Source organism: Halodesulfurarchaeum sp., from assembly GCF_036626455.1.
Classification (GTDB): domain Archaea; phylum Halobacteriota; class Halobacteria; order Halobacteriales; family Halobacteriaceae; genus Halodesulfurarchaeum.
Map to the genome: position 1 here is coordinate 1 of NZ_JAZKRK010000006.1, position 16,650 is coordinate 16,650.

Genomic DNA, 16,650 nt, shown 5'->3' on the forward strand with positions numbered 1-16,650 from the left:
CACGACTCATGACCTCGGATCTCATCACTGCAGATCCCGATACGTTTGTCGAAGAGACGGCACATACGCTCTTGGACAATCAGATCGGGTCGATAATCGTTTCGGACGTCAATGGCGAACTCGAAGGGATCCTCACAAACACCGACTTCATTCGCATCGTCGCAGAAAGTAAACCAAAGGCCAAAACCACCGTCGAACGGTACATGACCAAGGACGTGGTCACGGTGGGCGCACAGGACCACATACAAACGGCCGCCGACAAGATGATCGAGAAAAACATTTCACACCTCCCAGTCACGGACGAGGACGACATCGTGATCGGTATCATCACCAAAACCGACCTGACGGCGTACCTCTCAGCAGTAGAAGACCCGACACCGTCTTAAGCAAAAGAAAATCGGCGGCTGCCATTTTTCGTCCAATGTTTGTCAAAAACCAGCCATCGGGTTCTGCCGACGTCCCCGTAACTTAATAACACACAATACTAAGGGAATATTATAGTCTCAGTAAACACAATGGTTGCACACGAAAAGTGACTATCTGGAGCAGGATAGGGTGAATCAGTCCGGTATATCCCCCAAGCAAGCTACCCGGACAACGCTCAAAATAGCAAATGGACCTCTCAACTATGGCAAAACGCCGTTTCTCCACTCCAAGAGCGACCACGCTAATCGTTGCATCAAGCATTGGGACCTATCTGCTCATACTCACAGGGGTTTCAAACGCCCTTGCGAACACGGCAAACGCCTGCAGCGGATGGCCACTCTGTAATGGACCGTGGTTCGGATCTCCGGAAACAACCCTCGTCTTTGGACATCGAATTGCCGCCTTTACGGTGGGTCTGCTTTTGCTATGGACGGGTTACATCGTCCTGACACAGTCCCATTCCTCGAAAGTCCGATTCGGACTGGGTGCAGCGCTCCTGCTTTACCCCTTCGAGGTCTTCATAGGGGCTCAAGCAGCAGTTTCAGGAACAACGACAGCCATCAGCACCATTCATCTCGTATTTGCACTGACGATTTTTTCGGCGTTGATGGCCGCCTTGGTGTGGCAATTGGAGGCCCACGATAGTGAAAGAGTTGTTCAAACCGATGACCCCAATCCAGAACCATCACCGGACGATGAAGACGCCAAACCGGGATCCGCTGAACCGAAAAATCCAGGTCCACTAACTATCGGACGTGCCTACCTCAGATTGACAAAACCCTACCTTTGGTGGCTTTTGGGTCTGGTCGCACTCGCGAGTATGGGATTGGCGGCACAAGGGATTCCCCCATTCGGGACAGCACTGGCGACGATTGCGGGCGGCGTCCTCGCTATCGGGGCGAGCGGAACGTTCAATAACGTGCTCGAGCGGGATCGGGACAAATTGATGGCCCGAACGAACGATCGGCCGCTCGTCACCGATATCATTCCCCCACACCGCGCAGTCGCGTTTGGGTTTCTCCTCTTGGGCGCTTCGATGGCCGTGTTTCTCTCTTTCGTCAACGTGTTGGCAGCCGGATTGGGACTGCTCGCGGTTCTCTTTTACAGTGTCGTCTATACGGTGATTTTGAAGCCGAATACCGATCAGAACACCGTCATTGGCGGGGCAGTTGGAGCCCTCCCGGCGCTGATCGGCTGGGCAGCAATTACGGACTCGGTCGGTATGCCAGCGATCGTGTTGGGTGCCGTCGTGTTTCTCTGGACGCCGGCTCACTTCTACAATCTGGCCTTGATTTACAAAGCGGATTACGCCCGGGCAGGCTTTCCAATGCTGCCGGTGGTTCGAGGCGAACAAACCACGAGACGCCACATCGCTGCCTTCCTTGGGGCGACAATGCTCGCAGCGGTACTGCTTGGAACCGCGTCAGGGCTCGGGCCTTTGTATGCTACTGTTGCTGTGCTGTTCGGCGCCCTATTTCTCGTGGCCACCGTCCGATTGCATCGCATCCAAACCGATCTGGCCGCCAAGCGGACCTTCATCGCCGCAAATGCCTATCTCGGCGCGGTACTTTTTGCAGTCGTCATCGATACGATGATCGTTTAAATTCCACTGAAACCCTCTGCTAGAACGGCGTTCAGGTTCTTGACCCGGCAACCACAAGCCTCGCAAACAGCACCAGCTGGACGAAAAGCAGCATGTACACCACTACCTGTACTCCATCCGAAATCAGGAAAATACCGATCACGAGAAACGTGTTTGCGAGTCCAACGCCCACCCCAAGGCCACTTGCGATTCCGGCATCGACAGACTCGATCGATCGGGCCCAGAGCGCACCCACGAGGAACGCGGCCACCGAAAGGTGGGCAAAGAAGTGATAGCCAGTTTGGATGGCCGGCCAGAACGTGAATACGAGATCCGGAGCGAAAACCGCCTCTAAGCCTGTGAAACCGAGACCAACCATTCCAAGAGCATAGAGCCGACTATGTGTTCCACCAGTTGCTTCACGCTGGTCGATCCAGACCACGGCGGCGACCAATAAGAGGAACAAGGCCAGTGCAGTCCCAAGATGGGCCAATTGGACGGCCGGAGTGTATCCGTCCGGAAATAGCGTCGCGAAGGTGACGGTAACCCCGCCGAGAACCACTTGAATTGGCAAAAGCATCGCTGCAAGCCAACCGGCCCAGGAAATACGGGTCCCTCGATATCGGTACCATAAAACGAGGGCATTTGTGATGATGATGAATCCCACGAGCATCGCGAAAAATCGGTGGAACCATTCGATAAACTGCGGGATCGACAGGCCGATCGGGGACAGTTGTCCGGCACAGCCAGGATAGGTGAAATTACAGGTTGCGCCGGCCCCGGCAGCGGCCGTGAACTCTCCAATTAATACCAGCAGGAACGTGAGTCCCGCTGTTCCCATCGCCACGCCACGTGCCCGCGAGACAATCGAACGGCCGGCCCGATGGAGTACCGTCCCATTCGTCGATCTATCCGTCAACGAGGCCATTGTCCCTTGTTATCGGAGCATCCCATTTAGATGTTCACGATACCGGCATTCGACGGGCCGAAGATTTTTGGTTGACTGCAGCCTGCATCTGGTATGAAACGGCGCGAGTTTCTGGCAACAGGGGCAGCGACCCTGGGCACCGCCATCGCGGGCTGTGCGAGTGGGGAGGGTCTCGGATACGACATCGCGATGGTTTCCAATGCCTTCGTTCCCGGTAACACGAGCCCAGTTCCGGAAGACGCGCCAGAGTGGGTGCCCTCCGAGGATCCAACACTCGAAGTCAGAATCGGAGACACTATAATCTGGGAAAACACCGATTCACGGATTCATACCGTGACAGCAGCGACAGTCGATCACGAAGAAGCCGAGGCGATGCTGGGGACTGACGAGGGCGACGAAGGCCATCATGAGACCGGGCCAACCCTCCCGTCAGCGGGGACCTTTTTTGCATCAGGGGACTTCGACGACGAATTAACGGCTGTCGAGTCGTTCTTCGAGAACGTCAGTGGTGGCGGAGCGATTCCACCGGGCAAACAATACGCACACACGTTTCACACCCCAGGCTGGTACCATTACTACTGTATTCCCCACGAGACAGCGGGAATGATGGGGAACGTCCATGTCCTCGACGTGTGAGGCGGCCGGTTCGGGTTTCACTTAAATGAGCGGCCGATAATACAAGAGTCCGAGTGCCGTGACGAACACGACAGTACCGATCCCATAGGTTTGACTCAGTGCAAACGCTGTCACGGCAGACCCGCTGCCAAAAATCGAAGTCACGATGGTGCCCAGAATCGGCCAACTACAGGACAGACACGAGAACAGCCCAAGCAGCCCAGGAACGGCCCCAGCTGCGGCGTCCAGGACTGTTGCGTAGACGAAATAGGCCAGCGTGAGATATCCGATGACCGTGTAGGGCTCAAGCACCAGTTTGAACAATTCGTTTTCGAAGAGAAGTGCCGGGGCATATCCAGGCGGCGGGGCCCAATTGAGATGCAAGGCGACTGATTCGGCTCCGGTTCCAAACAGCCCCCCGAAATATCCCAGAACGACGAAATACCCGAGAGCGATGGTACCGGCTCCCAGTCGTTTTTGCACCGGGCCCACAGGTCGATTGGTTTTGTAAACGGCCAATAGACTGGCATTGATCCACACAAATGGATAGATCAGAACGAGTGGATCAGTGATGATCGCATCAGTGGTCAGGACGTAGGACCCCACAAGACCGGTTTCGAGAAAGACGAGCCACAGAAAAAGCGTTCCCGTCGATAGATCGGGCCCGAAATCGAACTGCAACCCGACGGCGGGCACCTCAACCATGGAGAAGTGTTCCTTATCTCGCCTCAAGAACCTCCGTTTCACAGCAGGACCCACTCCTTTCTCAATCGGGTTGTGGAACCGCCACCGCACCCAGAACGAAGAAAAGGATGGCAAAACCGACGAGCACGAGTAATTCGGAGGTCGCTGGCGCCTGCTGATATGTTACCTGACGAACACCCCGTGCAAAGTAGGTGAGCGGAGAGAGTTCGATGAGTAGTGACCCCCATGCTGGAAGTTGGTCAGGTGCTACGAACGTATCCGAGAGAAACACGAGTGGTAATGCCACAGAATTGCTCGCCGCGATAACCCCATCACGTGAATCAGCGATCCGGCCGAGAATAGCACCAAGTCCCACGAACACCACAACGCCAGCGACGATGAAAGGAACGAGGAATAGTGAAAGAGTGATCTGAGCGTCGGTCAACGCCATGAGAACGGCCAGGACCAACCCGCTGGCCAGGAGAATAATACCCGTATTGACGATCGTATGAGCCCCGAGCCATTCAGCGCCGCTCAATGGGGTCGTCGCCAGTTTTTCGAACTGTCGCCGGTCTCGATACCGGGCGACAGTACTCCCAATCCGCGACAGCGGCGTAAACAATACAATGACAGCGAGATACCCTGGGACGTAATATCCCACGGGCCGAGCGAACAATCCAGCACCCGTCGGGTCGGTCTGGACAATGACGCCGAAAATCCCCACGAGGAGGAGCGGAAACCCGAACGTGAAGAAAATCGCTGTTCGTTGCCGAAGAAACGAGTGCCAGGAGGCCTTTGTTTCGGCCCAAATGCGAGAGAGCCTGTTCATGGGTCACTGTATGCCGATGATTTCCGGTATCCGGTCGCCGACCCCAATGAGTCGTTCCCTGTCAGTTGGAGGTAGGCATCTTCGAGGCTCGGTTCCGTCCAGGTAATCGACCCGTACCGAACCTCCAGTTCGTTTAATTGGGTCACAAATTGCCCGATCGTGTCCGGTTGGACGTTCCGTATTTGAAGTCCAGATGGTGATTGCTCAACGTCGCCCTCGAATTGCCCAATCTGGGCTTCTGAGAGTGTTTCTTCGGTTTCAATCCGGAGCACCGAGTCCCCGCCATACTGGTCGATGAGTGAGCCAGGGGATCCGCTTTCGACCAGTTCGCCGTCATCAAGCAACGCGACTCGATCACCGAGAGTGGCCGCTTCTGCCATATCGTGTGTTGTAAGAACAATCGTTGCCCCATTGTCCGATAGCGCGTCCAGCAGCGACCACACCGACCGCCTGCCGACTGGATCAATTCCGGTCGTCGGCTCGTCCAAAAAGAGGACCTCTGGATCGTTGATCAACGCACTCCCGACACAGACACGCCGTTTTTGGCCCCCAGAAAGGTTCACGTACCGGGTCTCTGATGCCGCAGTCAAGCCGACATCTGAGAGCACCTTGGACACTGCAAGTGACTGATCGTACAACCCCGCATAATACTCGAGCAGTTCACTCGCAGTCAACCGATCATGTGGCGCAAACGATTGGGGGAGCAGTCCGATTCGTGATGGGTCCGTGTCGTTCACCGGCGTCTCCAACACCGAGACCAACCCTTCATCCGGCTCTATCGTCCCGGTAAGCGCCCGGACTAGTGTCGTTTTCCCCGCCCCATTGGGCCCAACTAGAACGAAAATCTCACCAGAAGAGACGGAAATCGACACGTCGCTGAGAGCGACGGTGTCACCGTAGTCTTTGGAGACACCGTCAGCAGACACGGCCGGGGTCATAGGGCATGCTTGCCCTCCCCAGCAAAGAAGGTTCCTCCCGGAGCGGTTTGGGCCGTTGAACCGAACATCCCGAGAGATCTGACGGTTCGGGTACTTACATACGGAGCGGGCCGCAGGTGACCGCTATGGATCATCCCGCCGCGATGGCGTTTTTGCACCTCGTGTTTGCAGGCATTTGGACCGGCAGTGTCGTTTTCTTGACTTCCTCCCCGCCCTGAAGGGGCTTGCCGAGACGCGTAGCGTCTCGTTGCACCCGAAAACGCTTCGCGTTTTCGAGGACGAGTATTCCTCCGTGGGCAATCCAACCAGTCGATTACCCTGGCTGTGAACTTGCGGGTTCGCTGACACTGGTTTGGTCGAGCGACCACGACTGTTCCCCAAAACCGAGGGGTGTCCACTCGAGTTCATCCCACTCCCAGTACGCTCCGTCACAGGATTCGCCCCTTTCGCGTTCAGCAGACAGGGCAGCGGGCCGAGCCATCGGCCCAACCTCTGACTGCAACAAATTCCACGCCCCAGCAACATCACTATGTGCTTCTAAGCTACACTCGTGACACCGGAATTTGTCACCGTTCCGGTGAACATTGTCTGAGCCACATTCCGGACACTCGCTGCTCGAGTCCGCTTCACTCCCTTCCACAATGGAGAGGCCAACATCGCCAAGCGTGAGTGCAAGACGGTCAGTGAGTTGCCCATGGCTCCAACGCGTGGGTTTTCTCGTTCACCGATGCCGACCAGTGCGTGGACAACACGTCTCTGAAGTCGCCCACGTATACCGTGTCCACGTTCCGTTCGAGCAGCCATTCAGTGGCGTGCTTCACGGCAGCGTTCCGACTGTGGTCGCGCTTTCGGGTTCGCTCAGCGTACAAGCGCCGTATTCTCTGACTCGAATGCCTGTCCTCAGGGAGTTCCGCTTGCAGTTCAGCGACACGTTCCGAATATTGGTGGAACTGTTCGAACTCCGGGCGTGTGTGGTAGACCGCGGTGTCTCCAGTACTGGTGACGATAGTGAGGGTATTGTTAGCTCCTACGTCGATAGCAGCTGTATGCGTCGTGTTCTCGGAGTCGAGTGTATGAGTGAAGGCATCCAATTGCTGTGCTTCAAGTTCGTCTGGTTGTATGCGAACTGGATGCTTGACACGGAACACATCAGCCGTTTCGTCGTAGATAATTTCTAACCGGCTATCGTCGACGTTCCACTCTGGGTTACCACGAACTTCGAGTGTAAGAGTGTTGCGTACAATCAGAGAGCCTGCGAAGCTCAATATGAACACTCAGAGAACAGCCCATCCATAGACATGATTCAGAAGGACGTAGGTAAGAATGCCCAACGCGAGACTTATCGACCAGACCCAAACGGCAATCCGACCAATCTGTGGATGCCTGGTTTCGACCAATTCCGTGGGCGTATGGGTAATTCCAAGCAGGACCGCATACAGGACAACAGGCACCGCCACGATAGAGAGGAAAACGTGAATCCCCAGTAGCGCCCAGTACGCGTAGGTGACGAGTGTTGCGTAGTCTGCAAGGAACTGCCCCTGGCTGATCACGAACTGCTTCGTGAAACCGCCCGCCTGTTTCCAGACATAGAGGACGAGAAAGAGGAGGATGAGTCCAAACGATGTCATCATCGCAGCCTGATGTTTTCTGACTGCCCCACGTTTGATGAACCACCACCCGGATAGCAGAGCTCCCAAGGCTATCGTGTTGATCACCACGATAGCATCTCCAAATAGTATCGTCGTCTCCTCTGTGAGCGAAGGAACTGGGACGAATCCCGCAAAGGAACCAATGACCACAGCATAGCCAATGAGACTGAGAAAAATAGTGACTCTGGCCGGATGATCGCGGGTGTAGGCGATGAGCGTGGTATCAGTGGACATCGGATGGCTCTGTGAGTCGGTTTCGGAGTGGGATCGACTATTTTTGGTCCGGTTGCCAGACCCCCATGTGAGGATCCTGAAAGTGTTACCCTTCAAACTCGCCGTATGAGACACTGCCTGAATCGACGATCGAACCACTTTCCGGAACGTCTCTATCGGGGGGCATACTCCCTTCAGCCGGACCACCTGGATCTCCAACGACGATTCTGCCGATCATACCAACTGTTTTGTGCGGGATACAAAAATAATCGTAGGTCCCTTCCGTGTCAAAGGGAACCGCTTCGGTGGCCCCCTCCTGAGTCAGCACCCCCGTATCGAATTGGGGCCCACCCTCTGGGATTCGGGTGACATCCGATTCCTCATGGCTCTCGTAGTATGCCGTGGCCGAGTGAGAACCGCTATCGTTGTTGAAGGTAACTGTCGTTCCTGGCTCCACATGGAGCCCGATCGGATCGAAGTAATACTCCTGTCCTTCTGTGACCATATCGACAGTGACACCCTCCTCGTTCGACCCATCATCCTCAGGGCCGCCGCCACTGCAGCCGGCAAGCATACCGATCCCAGCGAGACCACCAACTGCTTCTAAGTATTGTCGTCTTTGCATACGTGATAATCTTCGACATGTTTGTGAAAACCCTTTATGGTAAGGGAGTCGAACCTGGGGCACGCCCTGCCGGTAGCGGTGATGAATTGTGATTCTCGCCCCCAAATCATAACAGTTCTATCCGGCCGATAGATCGATTTAATCCGGCCTGTCCGGTCCCTCCTCCGGCCGGACAGAACAACGGTTCGACTAGCTCAATCCTCCGGGTCATCGATAGCGAACAAATCAAGAGTATTGGCCCGGCGGGAAACATACACGGCAGCGAGTAGGAAAGCCGCGATAAGGAAGTCAAACCCGTGTTCGACAAAGTGATGTATCTCAGTGCTCACTCCGCTAAGAATTGTCGCCCCGCCCACGACCGATTTGAGCAGGAATAACACAAATCCGATTGCGACGAACAAATAGGGCGTCGAACGGCGCCGTCGGTACGCAAGCATGGCAAATGCCGCGAGGGGAACCGAAGCAAGTGTCGAGAATAGCAGGATGACAGCAAGTAATGGCTCGGCCATCCCGCTGGGCCCCCCTTCAGCAAGGACCATTGAAACTAATTCTCACACGGCCTGTGTAAGGGTATTCTGGCTTGAACGTCGAACGATAGCGCCGAAATATCGCCTAATCGATACTGGGTCGATACTCGTGGTTTCAAGTCCCCGGTTTCCAACGTTGCCTCTTGCCCCTAATATTGTGGTTGTATTCCGCAGCGATGTTCCGTTTTTCATTGAGATGAATCTGCTATAAACCAAATAATTCGGCAGTTTTTCGGGATATGTACCAGAAACCAATTTTAGTGTGACTGCATAGCATAAACCAACCATATGGTGGGCCTCAAACAAGTCGTCATCTCGGCCAGTGTCGGGTTGGTCCTGCTGGGGACCGCAGTCATGTTACTCCGAGCTCGAAAGGCCCAGTCTGTCATGACTGATGGTGGAATACAGGGTGCAACTGAAACGGGGTACGAACATCGCGAGAAACCCGCTGGAATCGTCCGTTGGTTGACGACGGTCGATCACAAGGACATCGGGCTTATGTACGGAGCCTATGCCTTCTTTGCGTTCGCCTGGGCGGGGGTGTCAGTGTTGATAATGCGGACCGAACTGTTGACACCGAACTCGACAATTATCAGCGCCAACTCGTACAACACGCTCCTTACGACTCACGGGACGACAATGTTAATCGTCTTTGGCACACCGATTCTCGCTGCGTTTGCGAATTATTTCTTACCACTGCTGCTCGGGGCGGACGACATGGCCTTCCCTCGTGTGAATGCGATCGCGTTCTGGTTACTTCCCCCTGGAGCAGTTCTCATCTGGTCCGGCTTTTTCATGCCAGTCATCGAGCCTTCAGCGACAACCTGGACGATGTATACACCACTATCCTCTCAATCCGCGAATGCGGGGGTCGATCTGTTTCTCCTCGGCCAACATCTCATCGGTGTGAGTGGCATTTTGAGCGGAATTAACTTCATTACGACCGTGTTCACCGAACGAACCGTCTCTTGGAAGGAAATGGATATCTTTTCCTGGACGATCCTCACCCAAGCGGGCCAGATCGTCTTTGCCTTTCCCATGCTCGGTGCCGCACTCATGATGCTGCTGATGGATCGAAACTTCGGGACGACCTTTTTCGCCATCGACGGCGGGTCACCGATCCTCTGGCAGCACCTCTTCTGGTTTTTCGGCCACCCGGAAGTCTACATCCTCATTCTGCCACCGATGGGAATTATCAGTCTCGTGATTCCACGCTTTTCCGGCAGGAAACTTTTCGGGTTCAAATTCGTCGTTTATTCGACACTTGCTATTGGAGTCCTCTCGTTTGGCGTCTGGGCCCACCATATGTTCACGACCGGAATTGACCCGCGGGTCCGCGCCAGCTTTATGGCGGTCACGTTAGCCATCGCTGTCCCAAGCGCAGTGAAGGCCTTCAATTGGATTACGACACTCTGGAACGGTCGTCTCAGGCTGAAAACGCCGATGCTGTTCGCCCTTGGATTTATCTTCAACTTCATTATCGGAGGCATTACAGGCGTGTTCCTTGGCTCGATCCCCGTAGACATCTATGTCCACGACACCTACTACATCGTCGGCCACTTCCACTACATGTTGATGGGAGGGGCGGTATTCGCGGTTTTCGCCGCGTTCTACTACTGGTTCCCACTTTTCACCGGCCGCCACTACGACGAGGTCACTGGTAAAATTCATTTCTGGTTCACATTTGTTGGGACCCAACTGACTTTCGTTGCAATGATGGTCATGGGCTGGGGCGGAATGCCACGACGGTACGCCACCTATCTTCCTCAATTCTTCAATATGCACGCCCTTTCCACGGTCGGGGCGTTCATCATTGCAATCGGGATGGTCATCGGGCTCATCAACGTGATCCTTTCCTGGTTGTACGGTGACCGAGTCCGTGACGGCGATCCGTGGGATCTCGAACGAGACGGGCTCAAGACGCCGGAATGGGACTGGTTCGAGAAAGAGCGGATTGAGCCACTTCCCGAGGGGGGACCCAAGCCGAACGGTAAAACGGACCAACCGGAGGACAACTCATGAGACACACATTACTTCGCCGACTACTTGCAGCACCCGTCATCGGAACTATCGCTGTCATGGTGTTCGCCGCTCCAGTCGCTGCTCAGTCGACAACCAGGGACCTCATTATGGGCGTCAACCGCCAGCTCATGATTCTCGCGGTGCCGATCGGCGTTTTCATGACGGTGCTGTTGTTGTATACCGTTCTCAAGTTCCGAAAGCGAGAGGAGCCAAAACCAACCGGTGAAAACAGGGCCCTCGAGATTTCCTGGACGGTCGCGACTGCTATCGTCCTCCTATTCGTCGGATTGGCGTCTTACCAGGTGATGGCCGATCCCGCCGTTACAGCGCCTCATTCCGTTGAAGAAGTCGAGGGCGATCCCGTCGAAGTTGATATCACCGGACAACAGTACCTCTGGCTCTTCGAATACCCTGAGCACAACGTGACGAAGCCGCGAACGATGGTTATTCCGGTCAACCAGACGGTCTTCATGCGAATCGAATCGAGAGACATGATCCACGCGGTCCACGTGCCCGGCTTAGCATTGAAATCCGACGCCATACCAGGGCAGGTAAATACGTTACAAACCACTGCCACTGAAGAAGGGACCTACACGCTCTTCTGTGCTGAGTACTGTGGGGAAGGTCATTCTCAAATGTTGGCCGAAGTTAAGGTAGTGAGTCAATCGGAATACCAGCAGTGGCTCGATGACCAAAAAGAGGAGGGTTAACGATGGCGACCCAAGAAACAGACGAAACGAATCACGCGCTGCCGGCCCCAGACGATTGGCCGAAAGCGTTTGGTGAGGCCTCGTGGTGGCCATTTGGAGTCGCAGCAGGGGTCACAAGCATCTATCTGGGATTCGGCTTATGGGTTTTGGCCAACGCCGGTTCGGCATTCGGACCTGCACTCCTGGGTCCGGGCTTGCTTCTCGGAGGAGGGGTTGTGTTCCTCGGGAGTCTCTACGGGTGGCTCTACCAGGGGTTCATCGCTCATTTCTGGGACCGAGAGGGCTCTGCAGGCAAGTTCCGGTGGGCCATGATACTGTTCCTGGGGACTGAAATTTTCACGTTCGGTGCCCTCTTTGTCTACTACTTCTTTATTCGTGCCGGGACCTGGCCACCAGGTGAACTTCCCCATCTCGTGAGTTCACTCGTCCTCATTAACACAGGTATCCTGGTCCTCAGTAGTTTCACCCTACACTTCGGCCATACGGCCCTTCGGGCGGGCAATCGGTCACGATACACCCGTCTCTTGGGCGCGACACTGTTCCTCGGGCTTGTCTTTCTGGCCGGCCAGGTCTACGAGTACTACCAGTTCGTTATCGAGGAGGGCTTTGGTCTTGCCAGCGGCACGTTCTTCAGCGCTTTCTTTGGCTTGACGGGACTGCACGGCCTCCACGTCGCACTCGGAGTGGTTCTTTTGGCCATATTGATGGTCCGGACGGTTATCGGCCAATATTCCGAGAAAAGACACACCTCGATAGCGACGGTTACGATGTATTGGCACTTCGTGGATGCCGTCTGGATCTTCCTCGTCCTCACGCTTTACGTCGGAGGGACCCTCTAATGACTGATCAAACGACAAATTCGGTTGGTGAGCAACCAGAAGCACAGGTGAGTACCGACAAGATTGGATCACCAACGAAAATCCATCGCGTAAGTCCCTGGCCGCCCTTCGTGGCAGTCGGATTCGCCGTCTCGGAAATCGGGATCGTGTTGAACCTGGTGTCACTCGCAATTGGGGGAATAGTCTTGTTTGGAGGGAGCGTCGCAGGGATTCTAACCGAGACGAAGTACGTGAAAAATCCCTGGCGGCCATTGGTCGTCCTCGGTGTGTTCTTCGTCGTGGCGGGTGCCTACATTTATGCCTCGCAAGTCCCCCAATTCGGACTCGAGAAGCTCTTTTCCGCCGGACGGGCAAACGCCATTGCCATGCGTGGCGAGGCGATACTCATCGCAGGGGGCCTGCTCGTTGCCGGGTCGATTCTTGGAACGCTCCTCAAGCCGCTTCAAACGGAGGCCTAATGGATGCCACGAGAAACCTGGGATCGGGAAACACTCTTGGACGTGGTCGTCAACGTCGTGCCGATCGGTATCTTACTCGTGTTCATCGGCCTGTTTCTGGTCGTGACCCCATGGGGGCTCGATCTGACACCGGCGTCCCTGGTGCAATTCGGTCTCGCGGTCTCGATGATCGTCCTGTTAGTGTACGTAACCTCCCTCACGGCCGAACGGATCTAAGTCCCGCTATAGACTCCGTTATCCGAGTACTAACACGAATCCGGCAGTGAACATAAGCAGCGCCAATACCCCAAGAACCAGTGCGATGAGTGTTTTCTGTTGCATGCTCTGTTATTATCGGTCGTCGAACCCCGTCGAAAAGCTCAACCAACCAAGTCCAGTCATGAACAGGATCGGCGGCACAATGATGACTGCCCACAGGGGGTTGAACCCGGCATAAAGTAACAAGGACACCTCCGTGAGACCGAGGGCCAAGAATGGCGCAATGAGCAGCCCGGATCGGTACCAACTTCGGCCGGTCGAGGGTGTTTCGTGGCTCATAATTGGACGTCTTCGGCGAGCATTCTGTCGACGAGGCGCGTAAAGTGACCGACCATCTGTCCCAACAGGGTTGGGTCTGCCTTCTGGACGAGCTCGATCAGATCCTTCGGACGGGACACCTCGAGGACGACCGGTTCCGATGTCGTGTATCGCTTTTCGACGACGTCCTGTTCGACGAGATGGTTCACGTGCCACTCGAGGGTACTGCGAGCCAGGCCCAATTCCTCCACCAGTTCGTTCGGTCGAGTTGGCCCTGACTCGAGAATAACTGCAGCGACCTCGCGGGTGGTTTCTCGCCGCAAAAGGGAGAGGGTGGACCGCTCCCACTCATCGTATTCGGTTGGGAAGAAATGGGACCTGCCATATAGATCGGCCTTGACCAGCACGTCCTCCGAGAGCAGTCGGTCGAGATGATACTGAACCTGCCCGGTCGCCAGATCACACGTTCGAACGATGCCATTGAAGTGGATCCCCGGTTTGGTCTGCACTGTGTCGGCGATCCGCGTTCTGGTGTTTCCCATAAGACTAATCCCCATTTTCTGAGGGCCTTCTTGATATGATCCTAATTACCAACCTACACAACATAAACTGTTGGGTCTCGGCGGGGCTCACATCCAGCGAACGATTTGGACAGAACCCTGACCCTCGAAGGTCGGATCCGACCTTGCAATCGCCCCGTCTGGTCTAGTACACGCGTCACAATTCCCCATACAATTATTTACCAACGCATATAACCACACTATGTAGGTCCAAATATGCAATTTGTACCCAAAAACCCGATTGAACCCATTATTTTAGCGTCTGATGGGGGATTTGCCCTTGAAGCCTGGCAGATCGGAGCCGTGGCGTTCGCCTTCGTGGGCGTAATTTTGCTCGTCACGTTCCTCCTCGAGCGGTGGGGGGTGGGGCTCCATGCATGAGGTTATTTCACGAGTCGAGCCCTCAGATTCATCGATTTTGCTTGGGGGTTTCATCGTGTTAAGTCTCCTGTTGACCGTCTCGTCGATCGGATTCGCGATCGGCATTTTCCTGGAAATGGAGACAATGGTACTCGGAGTCTTGCTCGCACTTTCGTTTGCGTCGCTGGGTGGTATGGTGCTTGCAGTTCATCGCCTCTTCTACCCCCATCGAATCGTCCTCGAACACGACGAGGAACTCTGGTAAGACAAATGTCATCGACTGATTCAACAGTAACTGGGGATAACGGAGGATCGAAAAACCTCCTCAGACGACGGATCGTGCAGGTATTCGGTGGCCTCGGGGTGGTGAGTTTCGCTGGTGCCCTTTTGGCACCACTCAAAAACTTGGGGATCGCTAGTGGTTCCTCTGACTCGGCGCTTCCTGGACAAGAACTCATCCTCGCCGAGGAGTACACACCTGACGGGGGCACAACAACGTTCGAAACTGGGGCCAACGTTACTGAAGACATGTTGTCAACTCCGGGATCGACCTTGGCGTATCCCTCTAATCACGTCGAAGAAAACGACTATCTCGTCCGAGTTCACCGCCTCCCACCGAACCAAATCGGTGGTCCAACGATAGAGGAAATGACCGCAAACGGATATGTCGCCTATTCCGCAGTGTGTACCCATCTTGGGTGTACAGTCGAATGGAAAACTGACGAGACAACGCCCACTGGGACCCCAACTGACCTTTGTAACTGTCATGGGAGTCAATTCGATCCTTATCAGGGTGCAGAAGTGGTCCATCCACCCGCCGATCGGGCTCTTCCCCAGATCGGTATCGAACTCGGTAACGAAGGAACACTTCAATTGAGTTCAGACTTCGAAGAACGTGTGGGACCATAACATGTCGGAGGGCAGTGAATCCCGCTTAGATCTCGATCGGCTGTTCGCCCGCTTCGAGAAGAAGGCATTCCCGCTCCATGGGAGTTTTCTCCTCGGGGAACTGGCCTTGTTCGCATTCACCGGCATCGTAGCGACAGGGATCTTCTTGGGCCTGTTCTACGAACCGAGTACGGCCACCGTCACGTTCGAAGGAGAGTCCCTGCCGGCCGCGTACGCGAGCGTGCTACAAATTAACAGCCTCTCGATCGGGTTGTTGGTTCGACGCATCCATCACTGGAGTGCACACATCATGTTGGCGACCATCGTCGTCCACATGGCTCGAGTGTACTTTACCGGCGCGTACCGGAAACCGCGGGACATCAATTGGGTCTTAGGGACTGGACTCCTGGGTTTGACGATACTCGCGGCCTTCCTGGGGTACCTCCTTCCATTCGACGAGTTCGCCGTTACGGCAACCAGTATCGGCTACGAAATCGCTACCTCGGTCCCCTGGGTCGGGGAGCACTTGGCGAACTTGCTCTTTGCCGGACCGTTCCCGAACTCACACACCGTGCCGCGGTTTTTCACCTTGCACGTGCTTATTATTCCTGTCCTTCTCGCCACCCTCATTGGTATCCATCTGTTGATTATAATGAAGGTCAAACACACCCAAGACCCGGGAGTCACGGGTCGGCTCAAATCACAGGCAAATGCTGTCAAAGAGGGGCTTGTGGGCATTCCCTTCTGGCCGGAGCAGGTCGTCTTGATGGCAGGCGTCTTCTTCGCGTATGCAACCGCAGTGACCCTGTTAGCCGCGTTCGTCCCGGTTCATCCAGTCGAACTCTACGGGCCTTCGGTGCCAGGAACGCCACAAGTGAAACCGGACTGGTACCTGCTCTGGATCTATGGTATCCTACGTGTCATGCCCCCGCTCGATATCGGGGTGTTTGGGGCAGCGATCAACGCCCGATTCATCGCCGGTGTTGTGGTTCCAGGAGCCATCGGCGGGATGCTCGCCTCAGTCCCGATCGTGGACACCATCGTCACGGGCGATTCCGTCAAGGACCCGAATGTGAGTCGCATCCAGCACCCATTCGATCGCCCGGGCCGAACTGCGATCGGGGTCGGTGCCCTAGTGTTTTTCGTCCTCGCAGGAATGGCGGGGTACTACACGGAAATCGGGCTTGGCACCAACACCATGCGGGGGCTCATGATCGCCGGCCCTATCCTCGTTGGAGGTATCACCTTCGGGGCCCTCAAACGAAGATTGAATACCTGACC

At 55.3% G+C, this 16,650-nt stretch carries 23 protein-coding genes; 12 read left to right on the forward strand and 11 right to left on the reverse strand.

Annotated features, from left to right (window positions below):
* Positions 1–386, forward strand: a 386-nt coding sequence (locus tag V5A26_RS03160) for a CBS domain-containing protein (protein ID WP_332322213.1), incomplete at its 5' end; no start/stop codon positions are given.
* A gap of 242 nt (positions 387–628) precedes the next feature.
* The gene (locus V5A26_RS03165; protein WP_332320110.1) at positions 629–2,029 is read left to right on the forward strand and encodes a heme o synthase; all 1,401 of its coding nucleotides are present in this window, start codon (positions 629–631) and stop codon (positions 2,027–2,029) included.
* Between the two features lie 31 nt (positions 2,030–2,060).
* On the opposite strand, the gene V5A26_RS03170 is transcribed toward V5A26_RS03165, so the two are convergent.
* Positions 2,061–2,936 (reverse strand): COX15/CtaA family protein, encoded by an 876-nt coding sequence (locus V5A26_RS03170; RefSeq protein WP_332320111.1) that lies wholly within the window; start codon positions 2,934–2,936, stop codon positions 2,061–2,063.
* Between the two features lie 93 nt (positions 2,937–3,029).
* Between V5A26_RS03170 and V5A26_RS03175 the strand changes: the two genes are divergently transcribed.
* Positions 3,030–3,572 carry a cupredoxin domain-containing protein gene (locus V5A26_RS03175; protein WP_332320112.1) on the forward strand — a complete coding sequence of 181 codons (543 nt, stop codon included), beginning with the start codon at positions 3,030–3,032 and terminating at the stop codon, positions 3,570–3,572.
* Positions 3,573–3,593: 21 nt separating this feature from the next.
* Here the strand turns inward: V5A26_RS03175 and V5A26_RS03180 are convergent, their stop codons facing one another.
* The 8 genes from V5A26_RS03180 to V5A26_RS03215 all read right to left on the reverse strand — a co-directional run bounded on the left by V5A26_RS03180 (position 3,594) and on the right by V5A26_RS03215 (position 9,028).
* Positions 3,594–4,256 carry a DUF7546 family protein gene (locus tag V5A26_RS03180; protein ID WP_332320113.1) on the reverse strand — a complete coding sequence of 221 codons (663 nt, stop codon included), beginning with the start codon at positions 4,254–4,256 and terminating at the stop codon, positions 3,594–3,596.
* 61 nt (positions 4,257–4,317) lie between these two features.
* Complete coding sequence (locus tag V5A26_RS03185; protein WP_332320114.1) at positions 4,318–5,064, reverse strand: ABC transporter permease; 747 nt, start codon at positions 5,062–5,064, stop codon at positions 4,318–4,320.
* On the reverse strand, positions 5,061–6,002 hold the full coding sequence (locus tag V5A26_RS03190; protein WP_332320115.1) for an ABC transporter ATP-binding protein: 942 nt from the start codon (positions 6,000–6,002) through the stop codon (positions 5,061–5,063). Before V5A26_RS03190 ends, V5A26_RS03185 begins: the two co-directional genes overlap by 4 nt.
* Positions 6,003–6,315: 313 nt before the next feature.
* Positions 6,316–6,642, reverse strand: coding sequence for a zinc ribbon domain-containing protein (locus V5A26_RS03195; RefSeq protein WP_332320116.1), 327 nt, complete (start codon positions 6,640–6,642; stop codon positions 6,316–6,318).
* Positions 6,643–6,682: 40 nt separating this feature from the next.
* Positions 6,683–7,267, reverse strand: coding sequence for a transposase (locus V5A26_RS03200; protein WP_332320117.1), 585 nt, complete (start codon positions 7,265–7,267; stop codon positions 6,683–6,685).
* A 9-nt stretch (positions 7,268–7,276) separates the two neighbouring features.
* Entirely contained in the window at positions 7,277–7,885 is a 609-nt protein-coding gene (locus tag V5A26_RS03205; protein ID WP_332320118.1) for a DUF420 domain-containing protein, read from the reverse strand.
* A gap of 85 nt (positions 7,886–7,970) precedes the next feature.
* On the reverse strand, positions 7,971–8,489 hold the full coding sequence (locus V5A26_RS03210) for a plastocyanin/azurin family copper-binding protein (protein ID WP_332320119.1): 519 nt from the start codon (positions 8,487–8,489) through the stop codon (positions 7,971–7,973).
* 194 nt (positions 8,490–8,683) lie between these two features.
* Complete coding sequence (locus V5A26_RS03215) at positions 8,684–9,028, reverse strand: DUF7471 family protein (RefSeq protein WP_332320120.1); 345 nt, start codon at positions 9,026–9,028, stop codon at positions 8,684–8,686.
* A gap of 276 nt (positions 9,029–9,304) precedes the next feature.
* Here V5A26_RS03215 and V5A26_RS03220 point away from each other — a divergent pair, with 276 nt between their 5' ends.
* The 5 genes from V5A26_RS03220 to V5A26_RS03240 are packed head-to-tail and all read left to right on the forward strand — an operon-like array spanning position 9,305 to position 13,261.
* Positions 9,305–11,038, forward strand: coding sequence for a cbb3-type cytochrome c oxidase subunit I (locus tag V5A26_RS03220; protein WP_332320121.1), 1,734 nt, complete (start codon positions 9,305–9,307; stop codon positions 11,036–11,038).
* Complete coding sequence (coxB, locus tag V5A26_RS03225; RefSeq protein WP_332320122.1) at positions 11,035–11,748, forward strand: cytochrome c oxidase subunit II; 714 nt, start codon at positions 11,035–11,037, stop codon at positions 11,746–11,748. Before V5A26_RS03220 ends, coxB begins: the two co-directional genes overlap by 4 nt.
* A 2-nt stretch (positions 11,749–11,750) precedes the next feature.
* Positions 11,751–12,587 carry a cytochrome c oxidase subunit 3 gene (locus V5A26_RS03230; RefSeq protein ID WP_332320123.1) on the forward strand — a complete coding sequence of 279 codons (837 nt, stop codon included), beginning with the start codon at positions 11,751–11,753 and terminating at the stop codon, positions 12,585–12,587.
* Positions 12,587–13,045 carry a DUF7541 family protein gene (locus V5A26_RS03235; protein ID WP_332320124.1) on the forward strand — a complete coding sequence of 153 codons (459 nt, stop codon included), beginning with the start codon at positions 12,587–12,589 and terminating at the stop codon, positions 13,043–13,045. The genes V5A26_RS03230 and V5A26_RS03235 overlap by 1 nt, the downstream gene beginning before the upstream one ends.
* 3 nt (positions 13,046–13,048) lie before the next feature.
* Positions 13,049–13,261, forward strand: a complete 213-nt coding sequence (locus tag V5A26_RS03240; RefSeq protein WP_332320125.1) for a DUF6684 family protein — start codon at positions 13,049–13,051, stop codon at positions 13,259–13,261.
* Between the two features lie 114 nt (positions 13,262–13,375).
* On the opposite strand, the gene V5A26_RS03245 is transcribed toward V5A26_RS03240, so the two are convergent.
* Positions 13,376–13,582 (reverse strand): hypothetical protein, encoded by a 207-nt coding sequence (locus V5A26_RS03245; RefSeq protein ID WP_332320126.1) that lies wholly within the window; start codon positions 13,580–13,582, stop codon positions 13,376–13,378.
* The gene (locus V5A26_RS03250; RefSeq protein ID WP_332320127.1) at positions 13,579–14,103 is read right to left on the reverse strand and encodes a winged helix-turn-helix transcriptional regulator; all 525 of its coding nucleotides are present in this window, start codon (positions 14,101–14,103) and stop codon (positions 13,579–13,581) included. The genes V5A26_RS03245 and V5A26_RS03250 overlap by 4 nt, the downstream gene beginning before the upstream one ends.
* 234 nt (positions 14,104–14,337) lie before the next feature.
* Here V5A26_RS03250 and V5A26_RS03255 point away from each other — a divergent pair, with 234 nt between their 5' ends.
* The 4 genes from V5A26_RS03255 to V5A26_RS03270 are packed head-to-tail and all read left to right on the forward strand — an operon-like array spanning position 14,338 to position 16,648.
* The gene (locus V5A26_RS03255; protein ID WP_332320128.1) at positions 14,338–14,502 is read left to right on the forward strand and encodes a hypothetical protein; all 165 of its coding nucleotides are present in this window, start codon (positions 14,338–14,340) and stop codon (positions 14,500–14,502) included.
* The gene (locus V5A26_RS03260) at positions 14,495–14,746 is read left to right on the forward strand and encodes a hypothetical protein (protein ID WP_332320129.1); all 252 of its coding nucleotides are present in this window, start codon (positions 14,495–14,497) and stop codon (positions 14,744–14,746) included. Before V5A26_RS03255 ends, V5A26_RS03260 begins: the two co-directional genes overlap by 8 nt.
* Before the next feature lie 5 nt (positions 14,747–14,751).
* Positions 14,752–15,390, forward strand: coding sequence for a Rieske 2Fe-2S domain-containing protein (locus V5A26_RS03265; protein ID WP_332320130.1), 639 nt, complete (start codon positions 14,752–14,754; stop codon positions 15,388–15,390).
* Between the two features lies 1 nt (position 15,391).
* Complete coding sequence (locus tag V5A26_RS03270) at positions 15,392–16,648, forward strand: cytochrome b (protein ID WP_332320131.1); 1,257 nt, start codon at positions 15,392–15,394, stop codon at positions 16,646–16,648.
* Positions 16,649–16,650: the final 2 nt, after the last annotated feature.

Bases quoted from the DNA above. Each gene is read 5' to 3' on its own strand.
- V5A26_RS03165 (WP_332320110.1), top strand. From the start codon at position 629: ATGGCAAAACGCCGTTTCTCCACTCCAAGAGCGACCACGCTAATCGTT.
- V5A26_RS03170 (WP_332320111.1), bottom strand. From the start codon at position 2,936: ATGGCCTCGTTGACGGATAGATCGACGAATGGGACGGTACTCCATCGG.
- V5A26_RS03175 (WP_332320112.1), top strand. From the start codon at position 3,030: ATGAAACGGCGCGAGTTTCTGGCAACAGGGGCAGCGACCCTGGGCACC.
- V5A26_RS03180 (WP_332320113.1), bottom strand. From the start codon at position 4,256: ATGGTTGAGGTGCCCGCCGTCGGGTTGCAGTTCGATTTCGGGCCCGAT.
- V5A26_RS03185 (WP_332320114.1), bottom strand. From the start codon at position 5,064: ATGAACAGGCTCTCTCGCATTTGGGCCGAAACAAAGGCCTCCTGGCAC.
- V5A26_RS03190 (WP_332320115.1), bottom strand. From the start codon at position 6,002: ATGACCCCGGCCGTGTCTGCTGACGGTGTCTCCAAAGACTACGGTGAC.
- V5A26_RS03205 (WP_332320118.1), bottom strand. From the start codon at position 7,885: ATGTCCACTGATACCACGCTCATCGCCTACACCCGCGATCATCCGGCC.
- V5A26_RS03210 (WP_332320119.1), bottom strand. From the start codon at position 8,489: ATGCAAAGACGACAATACTTAGAAGCAGTTGGTGGTCTCGCTGGGATC.
- V5A26_RS03215 (WP_332320120.1), bottom strand. From the start codon at position 9,028: ATGGTCCTTGCTGAAGGGGGGCCCAGCGGGATGGCCGAGCCATTACTT.
- V5A26_RS03220 (WP_332320121.1), top strand. From the start codon at position 9,305: ATGGTGGGCCTCAAACAAGTCGTCATCTCGGCCAGTGTCGGGTTGGTC.
- coxB (WP_332320122.1), top strand. From the start codon at position 11,035: ATGAGACACACATTACTTCGCCGACTACTTGCAGCACCCGTCATCGGA.
- V5A26_RS03230 (WP_332320123.1), top strand. From the start codon at position 11,751: ATGGCGACCCAAGAAACAGACGAAACGAATCACGCGCTGCCGGCCCCA.
- V5A26_RS03235 (WP_332320124.1), top strand. From the start codon at position 12,587: ATGACTGATCAAACGACAAATTCGGTTGGTGAGCAACCAGAAGCACAG.
- V5A26_RS03240 (WP_332320125.1), top strand. From the start codon at position 13,049: ATGCCACGAGAAACCTGGGATCGGGAAACACTCTTGGACGTGGTCGTC.
- V5A26_RS03245 (WP_332320126.1), bottom strand. From the start codon at position 13,582: ATGAGCCACGAAACACCCTCGACCGGCCGAAGTTGGTACCGATCCGGG.
- V5A26_RS03250 (WP_332320127.1), bottom strand. From the start codon at position 14,103: ATGGGAAACACCAGAACGCGGATCGCCGACACAGTGCAGACCAAACCG.
- V5A26_RS03255 (WP_332320128.1), top strand. From the start codon at position 14,338: ATGCAATTTGTACCCAAAAACCCGATTGAACCCATTATTTTAGCGTCT.
- V5A26_RS03260 (WP_332320129.1), top strand. From the start codon at position 14,495: ATGCATGAGGTTATTTCACGAGTCGAGCCCTCAGATTCATCGATTTTG.
- V5A26_RS03265 (WP_332320130.1), top strand. From the start codon at position 14,752: ATGTCATCGACTGATTCAACAGTAACTGGGGATAACGGAGGATCGAAA.
- V5A26_RS03270 (WP_332320131.1), top strand. From the start codon at position 15,392: ATGTCGGAGGGCAGTGAATCCCGCTTAGATCTCGATCGGCTGTTCGCC.